Annotated in this window: 27 protein-coding genes and 1 pseudogene; 24 read left to right on the forward strand and 4 right to left on the reverse strand. The window is 71.9% G+C overall.

What is annotated here, in order from left to right:
- Positions 1–4 precede the first annotated feature (4 nt).
- The gene (locus AIIKEEIJ_RS06875) at positions 5–967 is read left to right on the forward strand and encodes a sugar phosphate isomerase/epimerase family protein (RefSeq protein ID WP_006935986.1); all 963 of its coding nucleotides are present in this window, start codon (positions 5–7) and stop codon (positions 965–967) included.
- On the opposite strand, the gene AIIKEEIJ_RS06880 is transcribed toward AIIKEEIJ_RS06875, so the two are convergent.
- A complete protein-coding gene (locus AIIKEEIJ_RS06880) occupies positions 923–1,342 on the reverse strand; it encodes a hypothetical protein (RefSeq protein ID WP_006935984.1) in 420 nt (139 codons plus the stop codon). The two genes, AIIKEEIJ_RS06875 and AIIKEEIJ_RS06880, sit on opposite strands and share 45 nt — an antisense overlap.
- Before the next feature lie 82 nt (positions 1,343–1,424).
- Here AIIKEEIJ_RS06880 and AIIKEEIJ_RS06885 point away from each other — a divergent pair, with 82 nt between their 5' ends.
- The 7 genes from AIIKEEIJ_RS06885 to AIIKEEIJ_RS06915 all read left to right on the forward strand — a co-directional run bounded on the left by AIIKEEIJ_RS06885 (position 1,425) and on the right by AIIKEEIJ_RS06915 (position 6,797).
- Positions 1,425–2,096 (forward strand): MerR family transcriptional regulator, encoded by a 672-nt coding sequence (locus tag AIIKEEIJ_RS06885; RefSeq protein WP_006935982.1) that lies wholly within the window; start codon positions 1,425–1,427, stop codon positions 2,094–2,096.
- Positions 2,093–2,947, forward strand: a complete 855-nt coding sequence (locus AIIKEEIJ_RS06890; RefSeq protein WP_006935980.1) for a thioesterase family protein — start codon at positions 2,093–2,095, stop codon at positions 2,945–2,947. Before AIIKEEIJ_RS06885 ends, AIIKEEIJ_RS06890 begins: the two co-directional genes overlap by 4 nt.
- A 49-nt stretch (positions 2,948–2,996) precedes the next feature.
- Entirely contained in the window at positions 2,997–3,815 is an 819-nt protein-coding gene (gene proC, locus AIIKEEIJ_RS06895; RefSeq protein ID WP_029545142.1) for a pyrroline-5-carboxylate reductase, read from the forward strand.
- A 121-nt stretch (positions 3,816–3,936) separates the two neighbouring features.
- Positions 3,937–4,173 (forward strand): helix-turn-helix domain-containing protein, encoded by a 237-nt coding sequence (locus AIIKEEIJ_RS06900; protein ID WP_003937551.1) that lies wholly within the window; start codon positions 3,937–3,939, stop codon positions 4,171–4,173.
- Between the two features lie 202 nt (positions 4,174–4,375).
- Entirely contained in the window at positions 4,376–4,477 is a 102-nt protein-coding gene (locus tag AIIKEEIJ_RS06905) for a 30S ribosomal protein bS22 (protein ID WP_003402602.1), read from the forward strand.
- 224 nt (positions 4,478–4,701) lie between these two features.
- On the forward strand, positions 4,702–5,778 hold the full coding sequence (locus tag AIIKEEIJ_RS06910; protein ID WP_044475927.1) for an NAD-dependent epimerase/dehydratase family protein: 1,077 nt from the start codon (positions 4,702–4,704) through the stop codon (positions 5,776–5,778).
- Positions 5,775–6,797: a lysophospholipid acyltransferase family protein gene (locus AIIKEEIJ_RS06915; protein ID WP_006935972.1), complete on the forward strand. Its 1,023-nt coding sequence runs from the start codon at positions 5,775–5,777 to the stop codon at positions 6,795–6,797. Before AIIKEEIJ_RS06910 ends, AIIKEEIJ_RS06915 begins: the two co-directional genes overlap by 4 nt.
- A 15-nt stretch (positions 6,798–6,812) precedes the next feature.
- Here the strand turns inward: AIIKEEIJ_RS06915 and AIIKEEIJ_RS06920 are convergent, their stop codons facing one another.
- Positions 6,813–7,829, reverse strand: coding sequence for an HAD family hydrolase (locus AIIKEEIJ_RS06920; RefSeq protein WP_006935970.1), 1,017 nt, complete (start codon positions 7,827–7,829; stop codon positions 6,813–6,815).
- Between the two features lie 184 nt (positions 7,830–8,013).
- Between AIIKEEIJ_RS06920 and AIIKEEIJ_RS06925 the strand changes: the two genes are divergently transcribed.
- The 10 genes from AIIKEEIJ_RS06925 (at position 8,014) to AIIKEEIJ_RS06970 (ending at position 17,208) form a co-directional block, all read left to right on the forward strand.
- Positions 8,014–8,304 carry a glutaredoxin family protein gene (locus AIIKEEIJ_RS06925; RefSeq protein ID WP_006935968.1) on the forward strand — a complete coding sequence of 97 codons (291 nt, stop codon included), beginning with the start codon at positions 8,014–8,016 and terminating at the stop codon, positions 8,302–8,304.
- Positions 8,305–8,464: 160 nt separating this feature from the next.
- The gene (locus AIIKEEIJ_RS06930; protein WP_006935964.1) at positions 8,465–9,331 is read left to right on the forward strand and encodes a redox-sensing transcriptional repressor Rex; all 867 of its coding nucleotides are present in this window, start codon (positions 8,465–8,467) and stop codon (positions 9,329–9,331) included.
- Entirely contained in the window at positions 9,328–10,782 is a 1,455-nt protein-coding gene (locus tag AIIKEEIJ_RS06935; protein WP_006935962.1) for a glutamyl-tRNA reductase, read from the forward strand. Before AIIKEEIJ_RS06930 ends, AIIKEEIJ_RS06935 begins: the two co-directional genes overlap by 4 nt.
- Positions 10,779–11,792, forward strand: a complete 1,014-nt coding sequence (gene hemC / locus AIIKEEIJ_RS06940) for a hydroxymethylbilane synthase (RefSeq protein WP_006935961.1) — start codon at positions 10,779–10,781, stop codon at positions 11,790–11,792. The genes AIIKEEIJ_RS06935 and hemC overlap by 4 nt, the downstream gene beginning before the upstream one ends.
- Positions 11,793–11,855: 63 nt before the next feature.
- Positions 11,856–13,421: a uroporphyrinogen-III synthase gene (locus tag AIIKEEIJ_RS06945; protein ID WP_006935959.1), complete on the forward strand. Its 1,566-nt coding sequence runs from the start codon at positions 11,856–11,858 to the stop codon at positions 13,419–13,421.
- Positions 13,422–13,493: 72 nt separating this feature from the next.
- Positions 13,494–14,471: a porphobilinogen synthase gene (hemB, locus tag AIIKEEIJ_RS06950; RefSeq protein WP_161995277.1), complete on the forward strand. Its 978-nt coding sequence runs from the start codon at positions 13,494–13,496 to the stop codon at positions 14,469–14,471.
- A gap of 80 nt (positions 14,472–14,551) precedes the next feature.
- Positions 14,552–15,031 (forward strand): hypothetical protein, encoded by a 480-nt coding sequence (locus AIIKEEIJ_RS06955; RefSeq protein ID WP_006935953.1) that lies wholly within the window; start codon positions 14,552–14,554, stop codon positions 15,029–15,031.
- 204 nt (positions 15,032–15,235) lie between these two features.
- Positions 15,236–15,721 (forward strand): hypothetical protein, encoded by a 486-nt coding sequence (locus tag AIIKEEIJ_RS06960; RefSeq protein ID WP_102800502.1) that lies wholly within the window; start codon positions 15,236–15,238, stop codon positions 15,719–15,721.
- A 25-nt stretch (positions 15,722–15,746) separates the two neighbouring features.
- Entirely contained in the window at positions 15,747–16,031 is a 285-nt protein-coding gene (locus AIIKEEIJ_RS06965) for a metal-sensitive transcriptional regulator (RefSeq protein WP_003937563.1), read from the forward strand.
- 22 nt (positions 16,032–16,053) lie between these two features.
- A complete protein-coding gene (locus AIIKEEIJ_RS06970; protein WP_065922298.1) occupies positions 16,054–17,208 on the forward strand; it encodes a PQQ-dependent sugar dehydrogenase in 1,155 nt (384 codons plus the stop codon).
- Here AIIKEEIJ_RS06970 and soxR read toward each other — a convergent pair.
- Complete coding sequence (gene soxR / locus AIIKEEIJ_RS06975; protein ID WP_065922299.1) at positions 17,205–17,660, reverse strand: redox-sensitive transcriptional activator SoxR; 456 nt, start codon at positions 17,658–17,660, stop codon at positions 17,205–17,207. The two genes, AIIKEEIJ_RS06970 and soxR, sit on opposite strands and share 4 nt — an antisense overlap.
- A 58-nt stretch (positions 17,661–17,718) precedes the next feature.
- Between soxR and AIIKEEIJ_RS06980 the strand changes: the two genes are divergently transcribed.
- From AIIKEEIJ_RS06980 to AIIKEEIJ_RS06990, 3 genes are all read left to right on the forward strand, one after another.
- Positions 17,719–19,161, forward strand: coding sequence for an MFS transporter (locus AIIKEEIJ_RS06980; RefSeq protein WP_161995278.1), 1,443 nt, complete (start codon positions 17,719–17,721; stop codon positions 19,159–19,161).
- A gap of 71 nt (positions 19,162–19,232) precedes the next feature.
- Positions 19,233–20,378 (forward strand): PQQ-dependent sugar dehydrogenase, encoded by a 1,146-nt coding sequence (locus AIIKEEIJ_RS06985; protein WP_202916670.1) that lies wholly within the window; start codon positions 19,233–19,235, stop codon positions 20,376–20,378.
- Between the two features lie 12 nt (positions 20,379–20,390).
- Positions 20,391–21,236: a cyclase family protein gene (locus tag AIIKEEIJ_RS06990; RefSeq protein ID WP_161995280.1), complete on the forward strand. Its 846-nt coding sequence runs from the start codon at positions 20,391–20,393 to the stop codon at positions 21,234–21,236.
- A gap of 22 nt (positions 21,237–21,258) precedes the next feature.
- Here the strand turns inward: AIIKEEIJ_RS06990 and AIIKEEIJ_RS06995 are convergent, their stop codons facing one another.
- Positions 21,259–23,196: an acyl-CoA dehydrogenase family protein gene (locus AIIKEEIJ_RS06995; protein ID WP_161995281.1), complete on the reverse strand. Its 1,938-nt coding sequence runs from the start codon at positions 23,194–23,196 to the stop codon at positions 21,259–21,261.
- Positions 23,197–23,483: 287 nt separating this feature from the next.
- Here AIIKEEIJ_RS06995 and hemL point away from each other — a divergent pair, with 287 nt between their 5' ends.
- The 3 genes and pseudogenes from hemL to AIIKEEIJ_RS07010 all read left to right on the forward strand — a co-directional run.
- The gene (hemL, locus tag AIIKEEIJ_RS07000; RefSeq protein WP_161995282.1) at positions 23,484–24,806 is read left to right on the forward strand and encodes a glutamate-1-semialdehyde 2,1-aminomutase; all 1,323 of its coding nucleotides are present in this window, start codon (positions 23,484–23,486) and stop codon (positions 24,804–24,806) included.
- A gap of 50 nt (positions 24,807–24,856) precedes the next feature.
- Positions 24,857–25,507, forward strand: a complete 651-nt coding sequence (locus AIIKEEIJ_RS07005) for a histidine phosphatase family protein (RefSeq protein ID WP_006935931.1) — start codon at positions 24,857–24,859, stop codon at positions 25,505–25,507.
- A pseudogene (locus AIIKEEIJ_RS07010) lies at positions 25,504–25,824 on the forward strand (TlpA disulfide reductase family protein); the annotation flags it as partial. The gene AIIKEEIJ_RS07005 and the pseudogene AIIKEEIJ_RS07010, both read left to right, overlap by 4 nt.
- Positions 25,825–25,937: the final 113 nt, after the last annotated feature.

The following is a 25,937-nucleotide window of genomic DNA, read 5'->3' on the forward strand; positions in this document are numbered from 1 at the left end:
CGTCATGAGCGTCCTTTCGCGAGAGATCCTGGTCGGGTTGTCGACCGCCTCGGTGTATCCGGAGAACACCGAGGCGGCCTTCCGCTATGCGGCCGAACTCGGCTACGACGGCGTGGAGCTGATGATCTGGGCCGAGTCGGTGAGCCAGGACGTGCGGGCGGTGCAGGCGCTGGTGCGCAAGTACGGCGTACCGGTGCTGGCGGTGCACGTGCCGTGCCTGCTGATCTCGCAACGCGTGTGGGGCTCGGACCCGGCCGCGAAGCTCGAGCGGTCGGTGCGGGCGGCGGAATCGTTCGGTGCCACGTCGGTGGTGGTGCATCCGCCGTTCCGGTGGCAGCGCCGCTACGCGGACGGCTTCGCGGATCAGGTGGCGGACCTCGAGGACCGCAGTCACGTGGTCGTCGCGGTGGAGAACATGTACCCGATGCGCGCCGACGTGTTTTTCGGCGGCCGCGACCGGACCGCCCAGCGCATGCGCAAGCGGGGCGGGCCGGGCCGGGCGGTGTCGGCCTACAGCCCGTCGATCGATCCCACCGACACCGGCTTCGCGCACTACACGCTGGACCTCTCGCACACCGCCACGGCGGGGATGGACGCGGTGGCGCTCGCCGAGCGCATGGGCGGTGGTCTGGCCCACCTGCACCTCGCGGACGGCCACGGTGCTTCGACGGACGAACATCTGCTCCCGGGCGAGGGGGGCCAGCCGTGTGAGCAGGTGTGCCGGCTCCTCGCCGAGAGCGACTTCTCCGGGCACGTCGTCCTGGAGGTCAGCACCCAGGGGGCGCGTACCCGGTCCGCGCGGGCACGGGCGCTGGCCCAGGCGCTGGCCTTCGCTCGCGAGCATCTGCACCGCGCCCCCCGACTGGCGATCACCACCGGGCCCGAGCATCCGCGTTCGACGGCGATCGAGCAGGTTCGCGCGTCAGGCCAGGGCGCCGATCCCGGCGCCGAGAACCACGACGCCTGAGATCGTCACCCCGGCGACGAGGGCGGCGGCGCCGAGCCACACCGAGGCGATCATCGCGCCCGGCCGCCGGGGGTCGGGGCCGAGCACGGACAGGAAGAATCCGGCCGGGATCAGGATCGCCGAGCCGAGCACGGCGAGCGCGCCGGCCGCGGCCCATCCGGGTGAGGCGCCGACCGCGTCGGTGAGCACCGCCACGAGCAATCCCAGGGTGACGAGGACGCCGGCGTGGGCGTGACCGGCCCGGAAGAAGGCCTTCTGCAGCTCGTTGGCCGGCACCCGCCCGCCGGTGACGCGCAGCAGGAACGTGCCGCCGAAGGCGATCCCGGCGACGGTGAGCAGGGTGGCGCCGAGGGCGATGACGAGTACGGGATGCACGAGGTCCTCCTCGCAGACAATTGGATAGTTGCAATATCCAATACTGGATAGTTGTACTATCCGATGTCAAGAGGAGGTGGCAATGCGGATCTCGGAACTGGTGGCCCGCACCGGCGTCCCGTTGGCGACCGTGAAGTACTACCTGCGCGAGGGCCTGCTGATGCCGGGCGAGGCGACCAGCGCCACCCAGGCCCGGTACGACGAGCGGCACGTCCGCCGCCTCGCCCTGATCCGTGCGCTCGCCGCCCAGGGGCTGCCGCTGCCGCGCATCCGCGAGATCGTCCGTCTCCTCGACGGCACCGACGAGTCGCTGTTCGTCGCCCTCGGCCGGGCCATCGCCGCGCTGCCGCCCTACCCGCCCGACGACGACGCGCCCGAACCCCGCGACTGTCCGCGTGCCCGGCGCGTCCTCGAGCGGCTCGGCCAGCTCTACGACCCGCGGTTCGCGGCCGTCGCGCAGCTCGAGCGAGCCCTGGCCGCCCTCGAATCCGCCGGCCTGGCGATGAGCGACGAGCGCATCGACGTCTACGGACGGCACGTGCTGGGCATCGCCGAGCTCGACCTCGACCTGCTGCCCACCCGGTCCCGGGATGCGACGGTCGAGGCGGCGGTCCTCGGCACGGCCCTGTACGAACCCGTCCTCACCGCGATGCGCCGCCTCGCGCACCAGCACCTTGCCGCCCGCCGCTTCACCGAGTTCTTCCCACCCGGTTCCCCCGACAGCCCCGTCGCCGATTCCCAGGAGCAGCAGTGACCGACGCCGTGCCCGATCCCGAGAACCACCCGTTCCGCGACCTGACGACACTCGACGCCGCCGGCGACGATCGCTGGCTCGCCCACATCGCCCCGGTCTGGACGATCGGCCCCAAGGTGCACGGCGGTTGCATGCTCGCCGTGTGCGCCGCGGCGGCCCGGTCGGCGCTGCAGGCCGCCGGGTCCGATCCGGCCGTGCAGCCCCTCGCGGTGAGTGCCGGGTTCGTCGCCGCCCCTGACCCCGGCGACGTGCAGCTGACCACCACCGTCCGCAAGCTGGGCAAGCAGGTCGGTCTGGTCGACGTGGAGCTGGCTCAGGGCGACCGCATCGCGGTCCGTGCCTCGGTGACGCTCGGGCAGCCCGACGCGGGCGAGCCGCGATACACCGCGCCGCACCCGGTCACCGGGCTGCCGGTGCAGCCGCCCGCCGGCGCGCCCCTCATCGGGCCCGGCCATCCCATGGCGCAGGTGGTGAACCTATGCGGCGGGGCCGACCTCGTCGTGGACGAGACCAGTGCTCGCTTCCTCGCGGGAGAGCAGGGTGAACCGGTGGTGCGGATGTGGGCGCGGCCGTGGCCGGGGGACGAGGCCGACGTCGACACCGCCGTGCTGTTCGCGCTGATGGCCGGGGACATCTCGGCCCCGGTCACGATGAACCGCGGCCTGTTCGGCTGGGCTCCGACCGTGCAGCTCACCGCCTACCTGCGGCGACTGCCGGCGCCCGGCTGGCTGCGGATCATGGCCGACAGCACGGTCCTGGGCAACGCCTGGTTCGAGGAGGACCACACCGTCGTCGACGCCACCGGCGCCGTCGTCGTGCAGAGCCGCCAGCTCGCGATGATCCCGCGCTGATCGTCGGGGCGATGCGGGGCACGACAACGGTCGTGGCAGGCTGTTGCCCATGACGAGAATTGCGGTGATCGGTGGCGGCAGGATCGGCGAGGCGCTGGTCTCGGGGCTGCTGCAGAGTGGATTCGCGACCAAGGATCTGGTGGTTGTCGAGAAGTTCCCGGCCCGGACCGAGGAGCTGGCCACCGAGTACTCGATCCGCGTCACCGACTCGATCGCCGACGCGGCCGAAGGCGCCGACGTGCTGGTGATCGCGGTCAAGCCGGGCGACGTGGACGTGGTGCTCGCGGACCTGGGCAAGGCCGACCTGGACAGCGACCGCGAGAAGCTGCTGATGTCGCTGGTGGCCGGCGTGCCCACGTCGCGGTACGAGAACAAGCTGCCCGCCGGATCGCCGGTCGTGCGCGTCATGCCCAACACCCCGATGCTGGTGGGGGAGGGTGCGAGCGTGATCGCCGCCGGCCGGCACGTCAAGCCCGACCATCTGGCGCTGGCGCGCGAGATCCTGGAGTCCGTGGGTACCGTGACGGTGGTTCCCGAGTCCCAGATCGACGCGGTCACCGCCGTGTCCGGTTCCGGCCCGGCGTACTTCTTCCTCGTCGCCGAGGCGATGATCGATGCGGGCGTCGCTCTGGGCCTGACGCGGGCGACCACCACCGAGCTGGTGGTGCAGACGATGACCGGTTCGGCGGCCATGCTCGCCCGGTCGGGGGAGAACGCCGCCGACCTGCGTGCAGCGGTGACATCGCCGGGCGGAACCACCGCGGCGGCGATCCGGGAACTCGAGCGCGGCGGCGTTCGGACGGCGTTCTACGAGGCGCTCGCGGCGGCCCGGGACCGCTCCGCGGCCCTCGGTTCGTCCGGGGATTGAGGAAATTCGTCGCGCGCATCGTCGCACGGGAACCATTGGTCACGCTAAGCTCGATCGAGCACGTGCGTGTCTGTTCCGCCGGAGGGGAAGCCGGCGGCGCGGGACGTGCCGGAGGTGTGTAATGGTATCTGGAAGCAAACCGTCGAAGGGTCAACCCGAGGACGGTCAGTCGGTTCTCTCCGGCACCCAGTTCCTCACCGTCGCCGAGGTGGCGGCGCTGATGCGGGTGTCGAAGATGACCGTGTACAGGCTGGTGCACAGCGGGGAACTGCCCGCCGTGCGAGTGGGGCGTTCGTTCCGGGTGCACGCCAAGGCTGTGCACGACTACCTGGAAACGTCCTACTTCGACGTCGGCTGAGCGGTCGACGACTGCAATCGAACCCGGAGCGGACCTCGGTTTCACCGATCGAAACCCGCCCCGGTAGGATTGCTTGTCGTCGTACCGGCCACCCGGTGTCGTGAGGCGCTGAGCTCGTCACCACGAGGCCCAGCGTCGACAACAGGCGTACGTCACCGGCGTGCGCGCAGGAACGCTAGAGAGAACGTGAGGGAAAACCCAGATGGGTTCTGTGATCAAGAAGCGCCGCAAGCGCATGTCGAAGAAGAAGCACCGCAAGCTGCTCCGCCGCACCCGAGTGCAGCGTCGTAAACTCGGCAAGTAGATCGATCTCCCGATGCCCGTCACCCCGCGGTGGCGGGCATCGAGCGTTTCCGCCGGCTCGTCGGCGGCCGGCGAGCGGAATGTCCGGTTCGGCCGGAATGCGGAGCGTGCGCCCGAGGGGCCGAAGGTCCCGCACAGGGGCCATTCCGGTGATCGGTTACTCCGGTGTAATGCTTTGTTGCGAAAGTCACCGTATCGTGAGAGACCGGAGTGACGGCAGGGGGTATGTGGGTGAGTTCGGAGATCGACGGTATCGACCCGCCGAGGGTGGCCCTGGTGACCGGAGCGAGCCGATTCCTCGGTGGCTACCTGGTCACCCGGCTGGCGCAGCATCCGGCGGTCGAGCGCGTCATCGCGGTCGACACCCAGTCGCCCACCAAGGACATGCTGCGGCGCATGGGCCGCGCCGAGTTCGTGCTCGCCGACATCCGCAACCCCCTCATCGGCAAGGTCATCCGGAACATGGACGTCGACACCGTCGTCCACGCGTCGACCCTCACCAAGGCTCCCAAGTCCGGTAGCCGCGCCGCGATGAAGGACATGAACGTCCTCGGCGCGATGCAGTTGTTCGCCGTGTGCCAGAAGACCCCGTCCGTGCGGCGCGTCGTGCTGCGCTCGTCGTCGGTGGTGTACGGCTCGAGCGCGAAGGACCCCGCGAAGTTCACCGAGGAGATGAGCGCGCGCCGGCGGCCGACCGGCGCCTTCGCCCGCGACATGATCGAGGTCGAGGGCTACCTGCGCGGAATGGCGCGCCGGCGGCCCGACATCGCCGCGACGATCCTGCGTCTCGCCCCGACGGTGGGCAACCATATGCCCGGCTCGGTCTCGCGGTACCTCACCTCGCCGATCGTGCCCACCATCCTCGGTCGCGACGCCCGGTTGCAGTTGCTGCACGAGGAGGACGCCCTCTCGGCGCTCGAACGGGCCACCGTCGCGGGGCCGCCCGGGACCTACAACGTCGCCGGCGACGGCATCGTGATGATGTCGCAGGCCGTGCGGCGGGCCGGCGGACTGACCGTGCCGATGCCCTACGGGTTGTTCCGCACCGTCGGGCAGGCACTGATGGGGCCGGTGATGAAATCGTTCAACAAGGAAGAACTCGACTACTTCCACTTCGGGCGCGGCCTGGACACCACGCGGATGCGCACCGAACTCGGCTTCGAGCCGAGGTGGACCACCAAGCAGGCACTCGACGACTTCGCCCGCAACGTCGGACTGCGGCGGGTCGTCCGGACGGAATGGGTCGATCGAACCGAGTCGGTCCTGCTCTCGGCGCTCGGAGAGCGGATGGAGGCGCGATGACAGAAGTTGCCAAGGTGATCCCGCTCCACGGTGGGACTGGGTCGGCGCGGCGGGCGGCCGCACGTCCGGGTGCCGGTTCCGGTCATCCGTCGACGTACGGCCTCGGCTCGCCGACACCACCCGAGCGCCCCGAGCTGCCCGTGCAGGAGACGGCGGCCGACGGGTTCCTCGACGATCTGCGGCACAAGCTGGTCGGGCAGATCACCGGTACCGCCGAGTTCCTCCGGCGCCGCATCACGGGCGACTACGAGGTGGACGACTTCGGGTTCGATCCGCATTTCACCGACAACGTCCTGCTGCCCGCGCTGCGGCCGCTGTTCGAGAAGTGGTTCCGCGTCGAGGTGCGGGGCATCGAGAACATTCCGGCCGACGGCCGCGCGCTGATCGTCGCCAACCATGCCGGCACGTTGCCGGTGGACGCGCTGATGACCTCCGTCGCGGTGCACGACCTCGCCCACCGTCCGCTGCGGATGCTCGCGGCCGACCTCGCCTTCGGGATGCCGGTCGTCGGCAGCGTCACCCGCAAGGCCGGGCACACCCTCGCGTGCCATCCCGACGCCGAGCGGCTCCTCCGCGAGGATCAGGTCGTCGCGGTGTTCCCCGAGGGGTACAAGGGGCTCGGCAAGCCGTTCAGCGAACGCTACAAGCTACAGCGGTTCGGGCGCGGGGGCTTCGTCTCGGCCGCGCTCCAGACCAAGGCACCGATCGTGCCCTGTTCGATCGTGGGCTCGGAGGAGATCTACCCGAAGATCGCCGACCTCACGTCCATCGCCCGGCTTCTCGGCCTTCCGTACTTCCCGATCACCCCGCTCTTCCCGGCTCTCGGTCCGCTGGGCATCGTTCCGCTGCCCTCGAAGTGGTACATCGAGTTCGGCACACCGATCGCCACCGACGTCTACGACGACGCCGCGGTGGAGGATCCGATGGTGCTGTTCGAGGTCACCGACCACGTGCGGGAGACCATCCAGCAGACGCTGTACCGGTTGCTCACCAAGCGGCGCAACGTCTTTCTCGGCTAGGGCACCGGCCCCGCGTCACGCGGCGGGGTCGCGGCGCCGGCCGAGGGCGGCGGCGAGCGCTCCGCCGGCCGCGCCGAGCGCCAGCGCCGTCGGCACCCCGATGCGCGCCGCCTTGCGGGCCGTGCGGAAATCCCGGATCTCCCAGCCCCGGGTCTTCGCCAGCTCCCGCAGGTCGGCGTCCGGGTTGACGGCGACCGGCGTGCCGACGAGCGAGAGCATGGGAACGTCGTTGTGGCTGTCGGAGTACGCCGTGCAGCGCTTGAGGTTCAGGCCCTCGCGGATCGCCAGGGCCCGCACCGCGTGGGCCTTGCCCAGGCCGTGCAGGATGTCCCCGACGAGGCGGCCGGTGAACACGCCGTCCTCCGATTCGGCGACGGTGCCGAGGGCGCCGGTCAGGCCGAGCCGCTCGGCGATGACGTTCGCCAGTTCGACCGGGGTGGCCGTCACCAGCCACACCTGCTGCCCGGCGTCGAGGTGCATCTGCGCCAGCGCCCGGGTGCCGGGCCAGATCTTGTCCGCGATGATCTCGTCGTAGATCTCCTCGCCGAGGCGGGCCAGCTCCGCCGTGGACCGGCCGGCGACGAACGACAGCGCCTTCTCGCGGCCGCTGGCGACGTCGTCCGAGTTCTCCTTGCCGGTGACCCGGAACTTGACCTGCTGCCAGGCGAATTCGGCCAGGTCGGACTTGGTGAAGTAGTCGCGGGCGGCGAGTCCGCGCGCGAAATGGATGATCGACGCGCCCTGCACCATCGTGTTGTCGACGTCGAAGAACGCGGCCGCGGTCAGGTCCTGCGGAACGGCGGTGGTCGAGGTGTCGGCGGGCTCGGCCTCGGTGCGGGCCTCCTGCAGCGCGAGAGCGGCGTCGGCGCTCGCCTGGCCGGCGAGGTTCGCGCGGACCTCGGCCTCGCTGGGGCCGAACTTGCTCAGCAGCCGGCGCCGGCCGGGCCGGATCAGACCCGCCAGGGTCTCGCTGACGCGGCCGGCCAGGTTCTCGCCGAATCCCCAGCCGTGTGGCACTGGACGTTCCGGCACCTGCACCTCCCTGTTGCGCGACGGCCGCGCCGTCGAGTGCTGCCGGCCGGTTCGTCGGCGGCCGGCCGTCGTGTGTGGCAGACCGCCCCAGCCTAGCCCGCGACACGGCCCCCTCCGCGCGTTGCCGCATGTGGCCGGTGGGTGTGACGTTCGTCTCGGCGGGGTATGACGCACAGTTGACCCCATGAGCGAACATCTGCCCGGACCCGCCGCCACATCCGGCACCCGCCACGAGATCACCCTCCTCGTCCGAGCCGGCTGCGGTGCCTGCGCGCCGGCACTGACTCTGCTCGAGCAACTGTGCGACGAGTTCGGAGCCGGGCTGACGTGCATCGACGTCGATCGGGCTGCCTCAACGGATCCCGACCTGCGCGCCGAATTCGGCGATCGTCTGCCGGTGGTGCTGCTCGACGGCCGTGAGCACAGCTACTGGGAGGTCGACGAGCCGCGGTTGCGGGCCGATCTCGCCGGTTGAGCGCCCCTGGGCGGAACCGTCGTGCAGGTGAGAAGCACATTCGGGGCCGTTCGAGCAACTTTGTGCAGGGCTTCACAAGCGGTTACCGTGGTGTGAACGAATCCCCCGGATCACCGTGAGGACCGACGTGTACCCGTCGGCCGGACGAGGAGCCACGAACGTGACAGAGCTGCACCCCCCGCAGGGCGACGCTGCCCGCGGCGGCGTCGCCGAAGTCGGCGGGGGTGCGTCTCCCGGTGTCCCTGTGCGGGACATCCCCCAGGCTACTGTGACGCGTCTCGCGACGTATCTGCGGGTCCTCGGAATGCTCGCCGACGAGGGCACGCTCATCGTCTCGAGCGAGGAACTCGCCACCGCGTCCGGGGTCGGTTCCGCGAAGCTTCGCAAGGATCTGTCCTTTCTCGGGCCCAACGGGGTGCGCGGCGTCGGCTACGACGTGCTGCGCCTGCAGGCCCGCATCGAGAACGCACTCGGCCTCGACCGGGGGCACCGCGTGGTGCTCGTCGGCGTCGGCAATCTCGGCCGTGCCCTGGCCGGGTACGCCGGCTTCGACCGCCGAGGGTTCACGATGGCCGGACTGTTCGACGCCGACCCGGCGCGGGTGGGGACGCGGGTGGGGAACCTGACCATCCGCCACGTCGACGGGCTCGAAGCGGCCGCCCGCGAACTCGGTGCCACGATCGGCGTCATCGCCACCCCGGACGCCGCCGCCCAGGGTGTGTGCGACCTGCTGGTGCGCTCCGGTGTCCGGTCCGTGCTGAGCTTCGCCTCGGCGCCCCTCGCGGTGCCCGACCATGTCGAGGTCCGGCGGGTCGACCTGTCCGTGGAAATGCAGGTCCTCTCGTTCCACAGCGCCCGCAACGACGCACTCGCCCAGGTGGCGGGCGGCAGTCACGCGGGTCTGACCGACACCCGGCGCGCCGCGTCGGGGCTCACCGCGCCGAGCGCGAACGGGCACACCGCATCAGGAACGCCGAGCCCAGTGGCCTCGGCAGCGACAAGAAACGGATCGGTGATTGCGCCGTGAGTGTTCTCCTCGTCGGGGTCTCGCACAGGACCGCGCCCGTCTCGGTCCTCGAGAAGGTCGCCGTCACCGACACCGATCGACCCAAGCTGACCGACAAGATGATGGCCTCCGACCACATCTCGGAGGCGATGATCGTCTCCACCTGCAACCGGGTGGAGATCTACGCGGTGGTCGACGCGTTCCACGGTGCGCTGGCCGACGTCAGCGAGCTCATGGCCGAGCACTCGGGCCTGACCCTCGTCGATCTGCACAAGCACGCGTACGTGCGCTACAGCGAGGCGGCCGCCGAGCATCTGTTCGCCGTGGCCAGCGGGCTGGACTCCATGGTGGTCGGCGAGCAGCAGATCCTCGGCCAGATCCGTACCGCCTACGCGAGCGCCGACGCCCAGCAGGCCGCCGGCCGGGCCCTGCACGAGCTGGCCCAGCAGGCGCTGCGCGTGGGCAAGCGGGTGCACACCGAGACCGGCATCGACGCGGCGGGTGCGTCCGTCGTGTCGGTGGCGCTGGACAAGGCCGCGACATCGCTCGACGGTCTCGCCGGCCGCACCGCCGCCGTGATCGGCGCGGGCGCGATGGGTGGGCTCGCCGTCGCGCACCTCACCCGCGCCGGAATCGGGCGCATCGTGGTGGTCAACCGGACCCGCGAGCGCGCCGAGCGGCTCGCCGAGACCGCACGCGGCAACGGCGTCGAGGCCGACGTCATGCCGTTCGAGCGGCTCGCCGCCGCGTTGTCGCAGGCCGATGTGGCCGTCACCTGCACGGGGGCCGTCGGTACGGTCGTCACCCTCGCCGACGCGCACCGGGCCCTCGCCCAGCCCGAGCGCAGCACCCGCCCGCTGGTGATCTGCGATCTCGGCCTGCCGCGCGACGTGGAGCCTGCCGTCTCGGGTCTGCCCGGCGTCACCGTCTTCGACATGGAGTCGCTGCAACGCGATCCCGCGGCCGGGGCCGCCGCCTCCGACACCGAGGCCGCCCGCTCGATCGTCGCCGGCGAACTCGCCGACTACCTCGCGTCCCAGCGCCTCGCCGAGGTCACCCCCACCGTCACCGCCCTGCGCCAGCGTGCCGCCGAGGTCGTCGAGGGCGAGCTGCTGCGGCTCGAGTCCCGGTTGCCGGGGCTCGACGACGGCCAGCGCGGGGAGGTCGCCCGCACAGTGCGCCGCGTCGTGGACAAGCTGCTGCACGCGCCGACGGTGCGCGTCAAACAACTGGCGTCCACCCCCGGCGGCGACCAGTACGCCGAGGCGCTGCGCGAGCTGTTCGAACTGCGTCCGGGTGCCGCCGAGGCCGTCGCCACCCCGGTGGCGAAGGAGCTCGGCGCGCTGCCCGACGTGACCGGCGCGACCGATCTCTCGGCCGCGCTGGATCCGGCCGTCACCACGGAGCTGCAGGCTCCCCGGAAGCAGTTTCCCGGGCCGCTGGGGGCTCCCCGAGAGGAAAGGCAGGCATGAGCGCCGAGGTCGCATCGGACACCCGGATCGAAGCCGGGACCGGCAGCCGCACGCTGCGGATCGGAACGCGCGGCAGCCTGCTGGCGACCACGCAGGCGGGCACCGTCCGGGACGCGCTGATCGCCGCCGGCCATCCCGCCGAGCTGGTCGTCATCACCACCAAGGGCGACGTGACCGCCGGTCCGGTCGAGCGGATCGGCGTCGGCGTCTTCACCGCCGAGCTGCGCGAGGCGCTGCTCGCCGGCGACGTCGACCTGGCGGTGCACTCGTACAAGGATCTGCCGACCGCGCAGGATCCGCGTCTGGTGATCGCGGCCGTGCCGCCGCGTGAGGATCCGCGTGACGCGCTCGTCGCCCGCGACGGCCTGGTGCTCGGCGAACTGCCGCCCGGCTCCCGCGTGGGCACCTCCGCGCCGCGGCGGCGTGCCCAGCTCGCCGCCATGGGCCTGGGCCTCGACATCCAGCCGCTGCGCGGGAACATCGACACCCGGCTCGGGAAGGTCGCGTCCGGCGAACTGGACGCCATCGTCATCGCCCGGGCGGGGCTCTCGCGCATCGGCCGCCTCGACCGGATCACCGAGTCGCTCGAGCCGGTGCAGATGCTGCCGGCGCCCTCCCAGGGGGCCCTCGCGGTCGAATGCCGCGCCGGGGACACCGCACTGATCGAGATCCTCGCCGGCCTCGACGACCGCGCCAGCCGCGTCGCGGTCGTCGCCGAACGGGCCCTGCTCGCCGAGCTCGAGGCCGGCTGCACCGCCCCGGTCGGGGCCGTTGCCGAGGTCGTCGAATCCCTCGACGACGACGGCCGCGTGATCGAGGAACTGTCCGTGCGCGGCTGCGCCGCCGCCCTGGACGGCTCGGACGTGCTGCGCGCGAGCGCCGTCGGCGATCCCGACCGCGCGGAGGAGCTGGGCCGGGCGGTGGCCCGCGAGTTGCTCGATCTCGGTGCGCGCGAGCTGATGACCAGCCGTGCGGACGACGCGCCGGAACAGGGCACCGCTGATGTTTGACGCCCTCCGTCCACACCCCAGGTTTCCCCTTACCGCAGATTTGACCGCACTGGAGAATGACCGATGAGCCGAGTCCGTAAGCACAATCCCGGACGGATCCTGTTCGTGGGAGCTGGGCCGGGCGACCCGGCTCTGCTGACCGTGCGAGCCCGCGACGTGCTCGCGGGCGCGACGATCGCCTTCACCGACCCCGACGTCGACAAGGGGGTGGTCGCGCTCGTCGGTACCACCGCCGGCCGGGACCCGGAGACCGGGGAGCCCGTCGCCGAGGTGCGTCCCGCGCTGGGCGAGCCCACCGAGGTCGCCAAGACCCTCGTCGCGGAGGCAAAGAACGGCCACGACGTCGTGCGCCTCGTCGCCGGTGATCCGCTGACCACCGACTCGGTGATCGCCGAGGTCAACGCCGTCGCCCGCACCCAGGTGGTGTTCGAGGTCCTGCCGGGCCTGACCCCCGGCTCGGCCGTGCCGAGCTACGCGGGCATGGCCCTGGGCTCGTGCCACACCGAGGTCGACGTGCGCGGCGAGGTGGACTGGGCGGCGCTCGCCGCCGCGCCCGGCCCGCTGGTGCTGCACGCCACGTCCGGTCACCTCGCGGAGACCGCCAGCGCCCTCGTCGAGCACGGGCTGGCGCCGCAGACCCCCGCGGCGATCACCGTCCGTGGCACGACCCGTCAACAGCGCACCGTCGAGGCCACCCTCGCCACGCTCAACGATGCCGGCTCCGAGTTGGTGGGGCCGCTCATCGTCACCGTCGGCAAGATCGTCTCGCAGCGCGGCAAGCTCTCGTGGTGGGAGTCCCGCGCGCTGTACGGCTGGACGGTGCTGGTGCCGCGCACCAAGGAGCAGGCCGGGGAGATGAGCGAGCGGCTCGTCGCGCACGGCGCCATCCCGATCGAGGTGCCGACCATCGCCGTCGAGCCGCCCCGCAGCCCGGCCCAGATGGAGAGGGCCGTCAAGGGTCTCGTGGACGGCCGCTACCAGTGGGTGGTGTTCACCTCCACCAACGCGGTGCGCGCGGTGTGGGAGAAGTTCGAGGCGTTCGGTCTCGACGCCCGCGCCTTCTCGGGCGTGAAGATCGCGTGTGTCGGGCAGGCGACGGCGGACAAGGTGCGCTCGTTCGGGATCACCCCCGAGCTGGTGCCCTCCGGTGAGCAGTCCAGCGAGGGCCTGCTGGCCGAGTTCGCCCCGTACGACGACGTTTTCGACCCGGTCAACCGGGTGCTGCTGCCGCGCGCCGACATCGCCACCGAGACCCTCGCCGAGGGCCTGCGCGAGCGGGGCTGGGAGATCGACGACGTGACGGCCTACCGCACGGTGCGGGCAGCGCCGCCGCCGGCCGAGACCCGCGAGATGATCAAGACCGGTGGGTTCGACGCGGTGTGCTTCACCTCGTCCTCGACGGTCCGCAACCTCGTGGGTATCGCCGGTAAGCCGCACGCGCGCACCATCGTCGCGTGCATCGGGCCGAAGACCGCGGAGACCGCGATCGAGTTCGGCCTGCGGGTGGATGTGCAGCCGGAGACCGCCCAGATCGGTCCCCTGGTGGAGGCGCTCGCCGAGCACGCCGCCCGGCTGCGGGCCGAGGGCGCGCTGCCGCCGCCCCGCAAGAAGTCCCGCGCCCGCCGCTGACCCACCGTGCGCGGTTCCGGTGGCTGCCGCTACCGAAACCGCGCACGGCTTGCATGGAAGGTGAGTCCGCCGATGTATCCCGATGTCCGTCCCCGCAGGCTGCGCACCACCCCGGCCATGCGCCGGCTGGTCGCCGAAACCTCCCTCGAGCCGCGGCATCTGGTGCTGCCGATGTTCGTCGCCGACGGGCTCGACGCGCCGCGCGAGATTCCCTCGATGCCCGGCGTGTACCAGCACACCCCCGACTCGCTGCCGGCCGCGGCGACCGCCGCGGTCGAGGCCGGTGTCGGCGGGCTGATGCTCTTCGGCGTGCCGCGGGCCGAGGACAAGGACGCCCGCGGATCCGGCGGCACCGACCCGGAGGGCGTGCTCAACCGCGCGCTGCGCGACCTGCGCGCCGAACTCGGCGACGCGACGGTCCTGATGGCCGACACGTGCCTCGACGAGTTCACCGACCACGGTCACTGTGGCGTCCTGGGCGCTTCGGGTGAGGTGGACAACGACGCGACGCTCGAGCGGTACGCGGAGATGGCCGTCGCGCAGGCCGAGTCGGGCGCGCACCTGCTCGGGCCGAGCGGGATGATGGACGGCCAGGTCGCGTCGATCCGGGCGGCGCTCGACGCCGCGGGGCATCAGGACGTGGGGCAGATCGCGTACTCCGCGAAGTACGCGTCGGCGTTCTACGGGCCGTTCCGCGACGCGGTGGGTTCCTCGCTCGAGGGCGATCGGCGCACCTACCAGCAGGATCCGGCGAACCGTCGGGAGGCGCTGCGCGAAGTCGATCTCGATCTCGCCGAGGGCGCCGACCTGGTGATGGTCAAGCCCGCGATGTCGTACCTCGACGTGCTGCGCGAGGTCGCGGACCGCTCGGACGTGCCCGTCGCGGCGTATCAGATCTCCGGCGAGTACGCGATGATCACCGCCGCCGCGCAGAACGGCTGGATCGACCGGGACGCGGCAATTCTGGAGTCGCTGACGAGTATCCGCCGCGCCGGCGCCGACATCGTGCTCACCTACTGGGCGGCCGAGGTCGCGGGCCGGCTCACGTGAGCACGCCCGAACCGTCGCAGTGGCCCGGGCCGCCGGCCACGCCGCCCGGGACGGCGCCGGGGGAGCGGCGCCCCACCCCCGTGGACGTGGAGACCGCGTTCCAGCTGTGGTGTGCGGTCGCGGTCCTGGGCCTGGTGTACCTCGGTGCGAGCGTGGCGCTGATGTGGGAGCGCAGGGACGAGTTCGTCGACCAGATGACGGCCGAGCTGGCGCGGCAGACGCCCCCGGTGGAGATGCCCCGGGAATCGGTGGAGTCGTTGCTGCCGTTGGGTTTCGGGATCACCGCCGTCCTGGGCCTGGCCTTCACCGGCCTGTTCCTGCTGGTCGTCTTCGCGATGCGCCGCGGCCGGAACTGGGCGCGCATGCTGCTCACGATGATCGGCGTCTTCCTGACCTTCACGGCGCTCCCCACGGTGTTCGGCGTCGGTGCGCTGGGCGGTGGGGCCGGACTCGTGATCGGCCTCGTGAGCATCCTGCAGGGTGTGTGCTCGGTCGGGGCGATCGTGCTCATGCACCGCCGCGAGCCGAACCTGTACTTCCTTCGGTTGCCCCCGAGCTGACCCCCCGGGCGCGCGGAGTACGGTGTCTGACGACCCACGGCCCGCGCGGTCGTTCCCGACGAGCGAAGAGGACTTTCATGCAGGTGGAGCCCCGGCCCTACGGTCGTCGTCGTGAGCTGGTTCTGATCGGCCTCATCGCCGTCCTGGGTGTGGTGACCCTGGTGCTGGTCGTCGTTCCGGGCATGCTCAGCGCCTGATCGCGACGTGAGTGAGCCGGCCGAGCCTCGATTCCACGAGCCCGGTGCGCGTTGGCGCACCGTGGCGCTCGGCCCGGTGCTCTGCGTCGTCGTGCTCGCGGTGGAGCTGCTGACCGGGCCGGTGGTCCACTGGGTCTCCCTGCCGGTGATCGCTCTCGTCCTCAGCGGTTTCGCGTACGTGACGGTCGTCGCGGCCCGGCGGCACGTGAGCGTGGAGCTGACCGCGGCGACGCTGCGCCTGGGCACCGAGGAGCTGCCGCTCGAGGAGATCGACGCGGTGCTGCCGCCGGCCGATCCCCGGGCCCGCGAACCCGAGCGCTGGGAGACGGCCCGGCCGCTGGGGGAGCTGTCGAACGTGCCGCGGGGTCGCACGGCCGTCGGCCTGCGGTTGCGCGGCGGCGCCCTGGTGCGGGCCTGGGCCAGGGACCACGAGCGGCTGCGGTCCGAACTCGGGACGGTGCTGGCCGAGCGCGCCGATCCACCCTTGCTTTAATACCCCCTAGGGGTACGATGCGGGTATGGCCGGATACACCCCGCACCAGGAGGACCTGCTCAAGCGCCTGCGCCGGATCGAGGGACAGGTTGCGGGCATTGCCCGGATGATCGAGGACGACCGCTACTGCATCGACGTCCTGACCCAGGTTTCCGCCGTCACCAAGGCCCTGCAGACGGTCTCGCTCAAGCTGCTGGACGCGCACCTGGCCGGCTGCGTCGTCGACGCCGCCCGGCAGGGCGGACCGGAGGCCGACGCGAAGATCCAGGAGGCCTCGGACGCGATCGCCCGCCTCGTTCTCAAACCCTGATCGCCCGAGGAGCCCGATCGGCATGCGGATCGCCCACGGACTGTGCGCTGCGGGGCTGGCGTGCGTCCTGACGGCGTGTGCGCCGGAGGAGCCCGCGCGGACGGTGCTCTCGGGTACGCCGAGCGCGGTCCCCGAGTCGCCGGCCGCGCCGCGGGTCACCGTCACCACCGTCGTCGACGGTCTCGACCATCCGTGGGACGTGGTGCAGGCCCCCGACGGGACGCTGCTGACCGGGGAACGGTCGGGCCGGTTCGTCGTCCGGCGGCCCGACGGGCGCGTCGAGGAACTGCGCGCCGACCTGCCGGACCTGTACGCGGTGGGGGAGACCGGGCTCATGGGCGTGGCGCTCGGCCACGACTTCGAGTCCAGCCGCACCGTCTACGCGTGCCAGGGGCACCGCGACCCCGACGACGTCCGCGTCTACGCCTGGACCGTCGATCCCGGCTGGACCACGATGACGCGGCAGCGCACCGTCGTCGAGGGCCTGCCCGTCGCCCGCGGCGGGCGCCACGGCGGCTGCCGGATCCTCGCGCACCCCGACGGCACCCTGTACATCGGCACGGGCGATGCCACCCGCCCGACGGCGCCGCAGGATCCGGCCGGCCTCGGCGGCAAGGTGCTGCACCTGAACCCCGACGGGTCGCCGGCGCCCGGCAACCCGGATCCGGGCAGCGTCGTGTTCACCCTCGGCCACCGCAACGTGCAGGGGCTGGCGCTGCAGCCCGGCACCGGCCGGCTCTACTCGGTGGAGCAGGGTAGCAGCCGCGACGACGAGGTCAACCTGCTCGTGCCGGGCGGCAACTACGGCTGGCGTCCCGACCGCGAACCCGGCACGTACGACGAATCGGTGCCGATGACCGATCCCGAGCGCGTGCCCGGCGCGATCCCGGCGGTGTGGAGTTCCGGCTCGCCCACCATCGCCACCCCGGGGCTGGCGTTCGCGGCCGGGCCGGCGTGGGGCCCGTGGTCCGGTGCGCTCGTCGTCAGCAGCCAGCAGGACGAGAAGCTCCTGCTGCTGCGCCTGTCCGGCGACGGCCGCAGCGTCACCGAGTCGGCGACGCTGCTCGAGGGGGAGTACGGCCGCCTGCGGTCGCTCACCTCGCTGCCCGACGGCTCGCTCCTCGTCACCACCGACAACGGCTCCGGCGACAAGATTCTGCAGGTCGCCCCCGTCTAGCGTGCCCCTGGGTCGACGCGCCGCGCGCCCGCGCCGTCCTCGCCCAGCCGATCGCCCGGATTGAACAGTGTGCACGCCTGCAGCGACAGGCAGCCGCAGCCGATGCACCCCGCCAGTTCGCGCTGCATCCGGTCGATCGCCTGCTTGCGTTCCGCGAGGCGCTCGTGCCATGCCCGCGAGATGCGCATCCAGTCCCGTCGGGTCGGGGGCCTGTCGGCCGGCAGCGCCGAGAACACCTCGGCCACCTCGGCGAGCGGAATGCCGAACCGGGTCGCCAACTGGATGATCGAGATGCGCCGGATCGTGTGCCGGGGGAAGCGGCGCGTGCCGCCTGCGGTGCGGTGTGCCGTCACAAGTCCCAGCGACTCGTAGTAGCGAATCGCAGACACGGCGGCGCCCGTGCGCCGGGAGACTTCACCGATCGCCAGCAGTTCTTCGCTCGTGCGGCTCATCACGACTCCGTTCCCCGCGCTTGATCTCAAGTGCACTCGAGACTCTACAGTCACCGGCATGCACGGATCCACGACTCGCGCCGGCTCCTGGTCGGAACTTCTCGGCCGCGAATACCTCGGTACAGCATCGGTTCTCGCCGGCGGAGTTGCCCTCTACGCCACCAACGTGTACCTCACCACGAGCCTGCTGCCGACCGCGGTCGAGGAGATCGGCGGCCACGCCTACTACGCGTGGACGGCGACGGTGTTCCTCATCGCGTCGGTGATCTCCTCGACGGCCGTGGCCCGCCTCCTCGCCGCCCGCGGACCCCGGGGCGCCTACCTCGTGGCGCTCGGGACCTTCGCGGCCGGCACCCTCGTGTGTGCGCTCGCCCCGTCCATGGAGACGCTGCTGGCGGGCCGGGCGGTCCAGGGACTCGGCGGCGGCCTGCTCGCCGGGCTCGGCTACGCCGTTCTGAACAGTGCACTGCCCGAACGCCTCTGGAGCCGCGGCGCGGCGCTCGTATCGGCGATGTGGGGCGTGGGGACCTTTGCGGGACCCGCCGTCGGCGGCGTGTTCGCCCAGTTCCACGCCTGGCGATGGGCGTTCGGCGCGCTAGTGGTCTGCACGCTCGCGGTCGCCGCCGCGGTGCCCTTCACCCTGCCGGCGCACGCCCGCGGATCGCGGGATGCCGGCAGGATTCCGCTCGGTTCGCTCGCCCTGCTCACCGCCGCGGCCCTGGCGGTCAGCGTGGCCGCCGTCGTGACCGGCAGTGCGCCCACGATCACCCTCATCGCGGTCGCGTCCGCTGCCGTGGTCGCGTTCGTCGCCGTCGACCGCCGCAGCCCGCACGGCATCCTGCCCGCGGCGACGTTCACCACCGCCCGGCTGCGCTGGGTGTACCTGACGATCGCAGTGCTGGCGGTCGCCTCGACCGCCGAGACGTTCGTCCCGTTGTTCGGGCAGCGCCTCGCCGGCCTCGCGCCGCTGGCCGCCGGCTTCCTCGGCGCCGCGCTCGCGGTGGGGTGGACGCTCGGCGAGATCCCGAGCGCCTCGGCGTCCGCGCCACGGACCGTGCACCGCATCGTGGTGAGCGCTCCGGTGCTCGTCGGCCTCGGTCTCGCGCTCATGGCGACCGTCGTGCGTGACGAGGCCGGACCGGCTGCGGTCGCGGCGTGGGTCACGGGACTGGTCGTCGCGGGCGCGGGCATCGGCATCGCGTGGCCGCACCTCGCGGTCGGCGCGATGAACGCCGTCGCCGACCCGCGCGAAAGCGGCAGGGCGTCCGCCGCGATCAACACCGTCCAGTTGATCGCGAACGCGTTCGGCGCAGCACTGGCCGGGGTCCTCGTCAACGCGGGACAACCGTCCGACGTGCGCTCGGCGCGGCTCCTGCTGTTCGGGTTCGCGGCCGTGGCGGTGCTCGGCGTGCTCGTCGCGCGCCGCGCGGTTCCGGCCCGCGCGCACCGGCTCCGGTCGGTCCCGGCGGACTCCTCCGCAGCGGAACCCGAACGAATCTGACGCCGCCGCGCGTGTCGTCGCCGTCCGGCGCATCGCCTTCCGTAACATCGCCGGGATCCGGCGAGGAGGAGATGCGCGTGCGAATCCCGGGGAGGTACGCGGCGGCGATCGCAGCGGGCGTGCTCGCGGCAGGGGCGCCGAGCGCCCACGCGGCGCCACCCGAGGCGGGCGCGCTGCCGGCGCTGACCGTGACGCCGCTGATGGAGGGGCTGAGCAAGCCCTGGGACGTCGTCGCCGCGCCGGACGGGACGATCCTCACCGGAGAACGCAGGGGCCGCTTCGTGGCCCGTGGCCCGGACGGTGACGTCCGCGACGTGCGCGCCGACCTGTCCGACCTGTACGCCGAGGGCGAGACCGGTCTGATGGGACTGGCGCTGGCGCCCGATTTCGGGACGAGCCGGACCCTCTACAGCTGCCAGGGTCATCGCGGCCCGGACGGCACCGACATCCGCGTGCAGTCGTGGACGGTCGATGCCGGATGGACGGAATTGACCCGTGGTGCCACCGTGCTCGCCGGCATTCCGGCCGGGCAGGGCGGCCGTCACGGCGGCTGCCGGCTGCTCGCCCACCCCGACGGATCGCTGTACGTCGGCACGGGCGACACCGCCCACCCCCAGGTTCCTCAGGACCGGAACAGCCTGGGCGGCAAGGTGCTCCACATCGATCCCGACGGCACTCCCGCGGCGGGCAACCCCGATCCGAACAGCCCGGTGTTCACTCTCGGCCACCGCAACGTGCAGGGACTGGCGCAGCGTCCCGGCACCGGCGAACTCTATGCGGTCGAGCAGGGCACCGGCCGCGACGACGAGGTGAATCTGCTGCTGCCGGGTGGCAACTACGGCTACCGGCCCGACCGCTTCCCGTTCGTCTATGACGAGTCGGTGCCCATGACCGACCCGGCCCGCGTTCCGGGGGCGATCGGGGCCGTGTGGAGTTCCGGCGCCCCCACCCTCGCGACTCCCGGCGGCACGTTCGTCGCCGGTGCCGGCTGGAACGGGTGGGACGGCGCACTGGTGATCACGAGCCAACAGCAGGAGAAGCTGCTGTTCCTCGAACTCACCGCCGACGGCCGCGCGGTGGACGAGACCGCGACCGCGCTCGAGGGCCGATTCGGCCGGCTGCGGTCGGTGACCGCGCGGCCCGACGGGGCACTGCTCGTCACGACGGACAACGGAAGCGGCGACCGCGTCCTGCTGGTGGAACCTGCCGCCGACTGAGAGGGCGAGACGATGTGCTCACCGACGGTGCTCGACCGGGTGTATCGCGAGATCCAGGACAGCCGAAGCCGATTCGGCCGCCGGTCCTTCCTCGCCGCAGTGGGCGTGACCGCCGCGGGCCTCGCCGCGACGCCCGCCGCACGGGCCGGCGGGAACACCACCCCCGTGCGGGCCGACGCGGTGATCGACCTGACCCACACGCTGACCCCGCAGTTCCCGGTCTGGCCCGGCAACGAGCAGTTCACGATGCGTCCCGTCGCAACGCTCGACACCGGGCGGTTCGCCGTCAACGAGATGTCGCTGTGGGAGCACACCGGCACCCATCTCGATGCCCCGGCCCACATCGTGCGCGGCGGCGCCACCGTCGAGGCGCTGCCGGTGCGCGACTTCGTGGCCCCGCTCGCCGTCGTCGACATCGCCGGCAAGGCCGCGCAGGACGACGACTCCGTGGTCACCGTCGCCGACGTGCGGGCCTGGGAACAGCAGCACGGCCCGATCCCGCCGGGCGCGTTCGTCGCGATGCACTCGGGCTGGGAGGCCCGCCTCGCCGACCCCGCCCGCTTCGTCAACGCCGACGCGCTGCGCATCCCGCACGCGCCGGGATTCGACCGCGACGCCGTGCGGATGCTCGTGCACGAACGGAACGTCGTGGGGCTCGGCGTCGACACCCTCAGCCTCGACCGGGCGAGCAGCAGCGACTTCGGCGCCCACGTGGAGCTGCTCGGCGCGGGCCGCTACGGCATCGAGGCGATGGCGAACCTCGCGGCCTTGCCGCCGCGCGACGCGACCGTCGTCGTCGGCGCGCCCAAGCACGTCGGCGGCACCGGCGGACCGTGCCGGGTGCTGGCACTGGTCTGATCCGCGCACCCGGCCCGGCGGGTCAGCCGAGGCGCCCGGCGTCCGTGCCCGGACCGTCGAGCATCGCCGACCCCAGCAGGTGCTCCGGCACGCCGAGACCCTCGACGAGCGTCGTCACGTGCGGGCGCAGGGTCCGGCAGCGTTCGTTGATGCCGCGTGACACGGCTTTCGCCCGCTCCACCGACAGCTGCCGGTGCTCCATGTACCAGGCCTTGTCCTCGTCGATGACACTCAGCGCGTACAGGTCGCACAGGTCCGACAGCAGCTCGCGGCCCGCCTCGTCGGGACACGAGTCGATGCCCGCGACGAACGCCTCGAGCACGACCCGGTCGATGTGGGCCTGCGCGGCGTGCAGCACGTGGTCCTGCACGAAGTTGAACGCGTCGAACATGTTCTCCTCGCGCTTCGACGCGGCCTGCAGCCGCCGCGCCGCCGTCGAGAGCAGGTACTGCTCCCGGGACTCGAACATCGCCATCTGCGTGCCCCGGTCGAAGAGGCTGCCGTCCTCCTCGTTGTCCTTCCGGGTGTCGACGAGGGTCTGGAGGATCTGCTGCGCGGCGGTGCGCTTCTTGACGATGTCCGACACCGTGACGGCGGCGAACTTCATCCACTCCACCGGGCTCATCCCGCGGACCTCGTCCGCGTAGGCGGTGAGCAGTTCCTTGGCGACGAGCTGGGTCAGCACGTGGTTGTCGCCCTCGAAGGTGGTGAACACGTCGGTGTCCGCCTTCAACGCCGTCAGCCGGTTCTCGGCCATGTATCCGGCGCCGCCGCAGGCCTCGCGGCACTCCTGGATGGCGCGCGTCGCGTGGGCGGTGTTGGCGACCTTCAGTCCGGCGGCGCGGCTCTCGAGCTCACGCTGCTCCTGGGGGTCGACGTCGTCGACGGGCGTGGTCTGGATCCGGTCCATGGTCGAGACCAGCTCGTTCTGCGCGAAGGTCAGCGCGTACGACCTCGCGATGAGCGGCAGCAGGCGGCGCTGATGCACCAGGTAGTCCATCAGCAGCACCTCGTTCTCGTCGCCCGGGGCGCTGAATTGGCGGCGCTGCAACGCGTACCGCGTCGCGATCGACAGCGCGACGCGGGCCGCGGCACCCGCCGAGCCGCCGACGGTGACCCGGCCCCGTACGAGCGTGCCCACCATGGTGAAGAAGCGGCGGTTCGGGTTCTCGATCGCCGAGACGTAGGTCCCGTCGGGCTCGACGTCGGCGTACCGGTTGAGCAGGTTCTCCCGCGGGATCCGCACGTGGTCGAACATGATCCGCCCGTTGTCCACGCCCGGCAGGCCGCCCTTGTGGCCGCAGTCGGAGGTGGTGACGCCGGGCAGGTCGTCGCCGTTCTCGCCGCGGATCGGCACGACGAAGCAGTGCACGCCCTGGGACTTGCCCCCGGTGATCAGTTGCGCGAACACCGCGGCGACCGTCGCGTGCTGCGCCGCGCCGCCGATGTAGTCCTTGCGTGAGGACGGGGTGGGGGAGTGGATCACGAACTCCTCGGTGCCCGGGTCGTACGACGCCGTCGTCTCGAGCGACTGGACGTCGGAGCCGTGACCGGTCTCGGTCATCGCGAAGCAGCCGAGCAGATCGAGATCGATGAGCGGGCCGAGGTAGCGCTCGTGGTGACGGGTCGTGCCGAGATTCTCGATCGCGCCGCCGAACAGGCCCCACTGCACCCCGGCCTTGACCATCAGCGAAAGGTCCGACATGGCGAGCATCTCGATCGACGCCACCGCACCACCGGCGTCGCCGCCCCCGCCCACCGCCTTGGAGAAGCCCGCCCGGGCATAGCCGGATTCGGCGAGCATCCGCATCTGCTTCAGCGTGATCGCCCGGGCCGCGTCCAGGTCCGGCGTATAGTGCGGGGCGAACTCGGGCCGGTCCAGATCCGCGCGGGCCCGCTCGCGCGCCTGCCGCCACGCGCCGTCCAGGGTGATGCGGATGTGCTCAGCTGTGGTCGTCATGGACTCGACACTAGGACGATTCGGGCCCCTCGTGTGGGTATGTGAGAACGCCGGTATCGGCTGCAGTATGCGCCCGGTCCGCCGACGTCGACACCGACGTCCACCGGTCCGGTGAGAAGTACCTCACGGCCGTCGGCGGACAACGCGGCGGTGACCACCCGGAAGCGGTCCGCGAGGGCGATCCGGACGTCGTCGAACGAGACCATGGTCACATTCCTACCGGAACGACCGCCGTTGCAGGGTCCACGCCTTTTGGCAAATCCCGCGAAACTGGGACACTGGAGGTCGTGACTGCGACCCCCGATGCATCTCGCGCCCGCGACTCCGTTTCCACCGCACTGTTCGACCGGGCGTCGAAGGTGATTCCCGGGGGTGTGAACTCTCCGGTCCGCGCATTCGGATCGGTCGGCGGTACCCCGCGCTTCGTCGCGTCCGCCTCGGGCTACACGCTGACCGACGTGGACGGCAATTCCTATGTCGACCTGGTGTGTTCGTGGGGGCCGATGATCCTCGGCCACGCGCACCCGGCGGTCGTCGACGCGGTGTGCAGCGCCGCCACGACGGGCCTGTCGTTCGGCGCGCCGACGGCCGGTGAGGTGGAACTCGCCGAGGAGATCGTGGCGCGCATCGAGCCCGTCGAGCAGGTCCGGCTCGTCAACTCGGGCACCGAGGCGACGATGAGCGCGGTGCGGCTGGCACGCGGATTCACCGGCCGAACCAAGATCGTCAAGTTTGCGGGCTGTTATCACGGTCACGTCGACGCCCTGCTCGCCGACGCCGGCTCCGGCGTCGCCACCTTCGGGCTGCCGACGTCGCCGGGTGTGACCGGTGCGCAGGCCGAGGACACCATCGTCGTGCCGTACAACGACCTCGAGGCGGTGCGCGCGGCGTTCGCGGCCAACCCGGGGAAGATCGCCGCGGTGATCACCGAGGCCGCCGCCGGCAACATGGGCACCGTCCCGCCGCTGCCGGGCTTCAACGCCGGCCTGCGCGAGCTGACCCGCGAGCACGGCGCGCTGCTGATCATGGACGAGGTGATGACCGGGTTCCGGGCGGGACCGGCCGGCTGGTACGGCATCGACGGTGTCGCCGGCGACCTCATGACGTTCGGCAAGGTGATGAGCGGCGGCCTGCCCGCGGCTGCGTTCGGCGGCCGCGCCGACGTCATGGCCCACCTCGCGCCGGCGGGGCCCGTCTACCAGGCCGGCACCCTGTCGGGTAATCCGGTCGCCGTCGCCGCCGGGCTGGCCAGCCTGCGCGCCGCCGACAGCGCCGCCTACGCCGCGCTCGACCGGAACGCCACCACCCTCGGACGGATGATCGGCGAGGCACTCACGGCCGAGGGCGTCGCGCACCGGGTCCAGTTCGCCGGCACGATGCTCAGCGTCTTCTTCACCGAGGATCCGGTGACCGACTACGCGCAGGCCAAGGCCGCGCAGACGTGGCGGTTCCCGGCGTTCTTCCACGCCCTGCTCGACCACGGCGTCTACGCCCCGCCCAGCGCGTTCGAGACGTGGTTCGTCTCCTCCGTGCTCGACGACGACGCGTTCTCCCGCATCGCCGACGCGCTGCCGCACGCAGCGAAGGCCGCGGCGGCCGCCACCGCCTGAGCGGGCCCTCCCACGCCACCACACCCGACGCACACCCGAGGAATTCCCACGTGACCGAACCTGCCCCGTCCGAGTCCCGCACCATCGTGCACGTGCTCCGGCACGGCGAGGTGCACAACCCCAGCGGCATCCTCTACGGCCGTCTGCCCGGCTTCCGGCTGTCCGTGACCGGGGAGGCACAGGCCCGGTCGGTGGCCTCGGCGCTCGCCGACCACGACGTCGCGCACATCGTCGCCTCCCCGCTCGAGCGGGCCCAGCAGACCGCCCAGCCGATCGCGGACAAGCACGGCCTGCCGGTGGCGACGGACGACAACCTCATCGAGGCGGGCAACCAGTTCGAGGGCCTGCGGGTCGCCGTCGGCGACGGGGCGTTGAGCCGGCCGCGGCACTGGTGGAAGCTGCGCGACCCCTTCACCCCGTCGTGGGGAGAGCCCTACCTGCAGATCGCGCACCGCATGCTCGCCGCCGTCAACGCCGCCCGCATCGCCGCGGTCGGCCGGGAGGCGGTGTGCGTCAGCCACCAGCTGCCGGTGTGGACGCTGCGCCGCTTCCTCGAGGGCGAGCGGCTGTGGCACAACCCGCAGCACCGTCAGTGCAGCCTCGCATCGCTGACCTCGCTGGTGTACCAGGGCGACACCCTCGTCGACATCGTCTACTCCGAACCGGCCGGGGCTTCGGACCCGACCGTCCACGGCGCATGAGGCGCCGGGCCACGCGACGGGCGGCGCTGGCGGCGGCGGCGCTGGCCTGCGGCCTCACTCTCACGTCGTGCGCCACCGGTGACGACGCCGTCGCCACCGGCGGCACCTTCGACTTCGTCTCGCCCGGGGGCCAGACCCGGATCTTCTACGACCCGCCCACGGACCGCGGCACCCTCGGTGCACTGTCGGGCGAGGACCTGATGAACGAGGGGCAGACCCTCTCGCTCGACGACTACGCCGGCCAGGTGGTGGTGCTCAACGTGTGGGGCCAGTGGTGCGCCCCGTGCCGCAGCGAGGCCGACGACCTCGAGCAGGTCTGTCTTCACCTGCCGCGCTGCTCAACTGTGGAGGTGATGAGATGGATGTAGCGGAATGCGTGGTCCGCAACGAACTGGTGCCGCTGCCTCGGTACGAAGGATTGTGGGACTCG

Source organism: Rhodococcus sp. YH1, assembly GCF_009939605.1.
Taxonomy (GTDB): domain Bacteria; phylum Actinomycetota; class Actinomycetes; order Mycobacteriales; family Mycobacteriaceae; genus Rhodococcus; species Rhodococcus aetherivorans.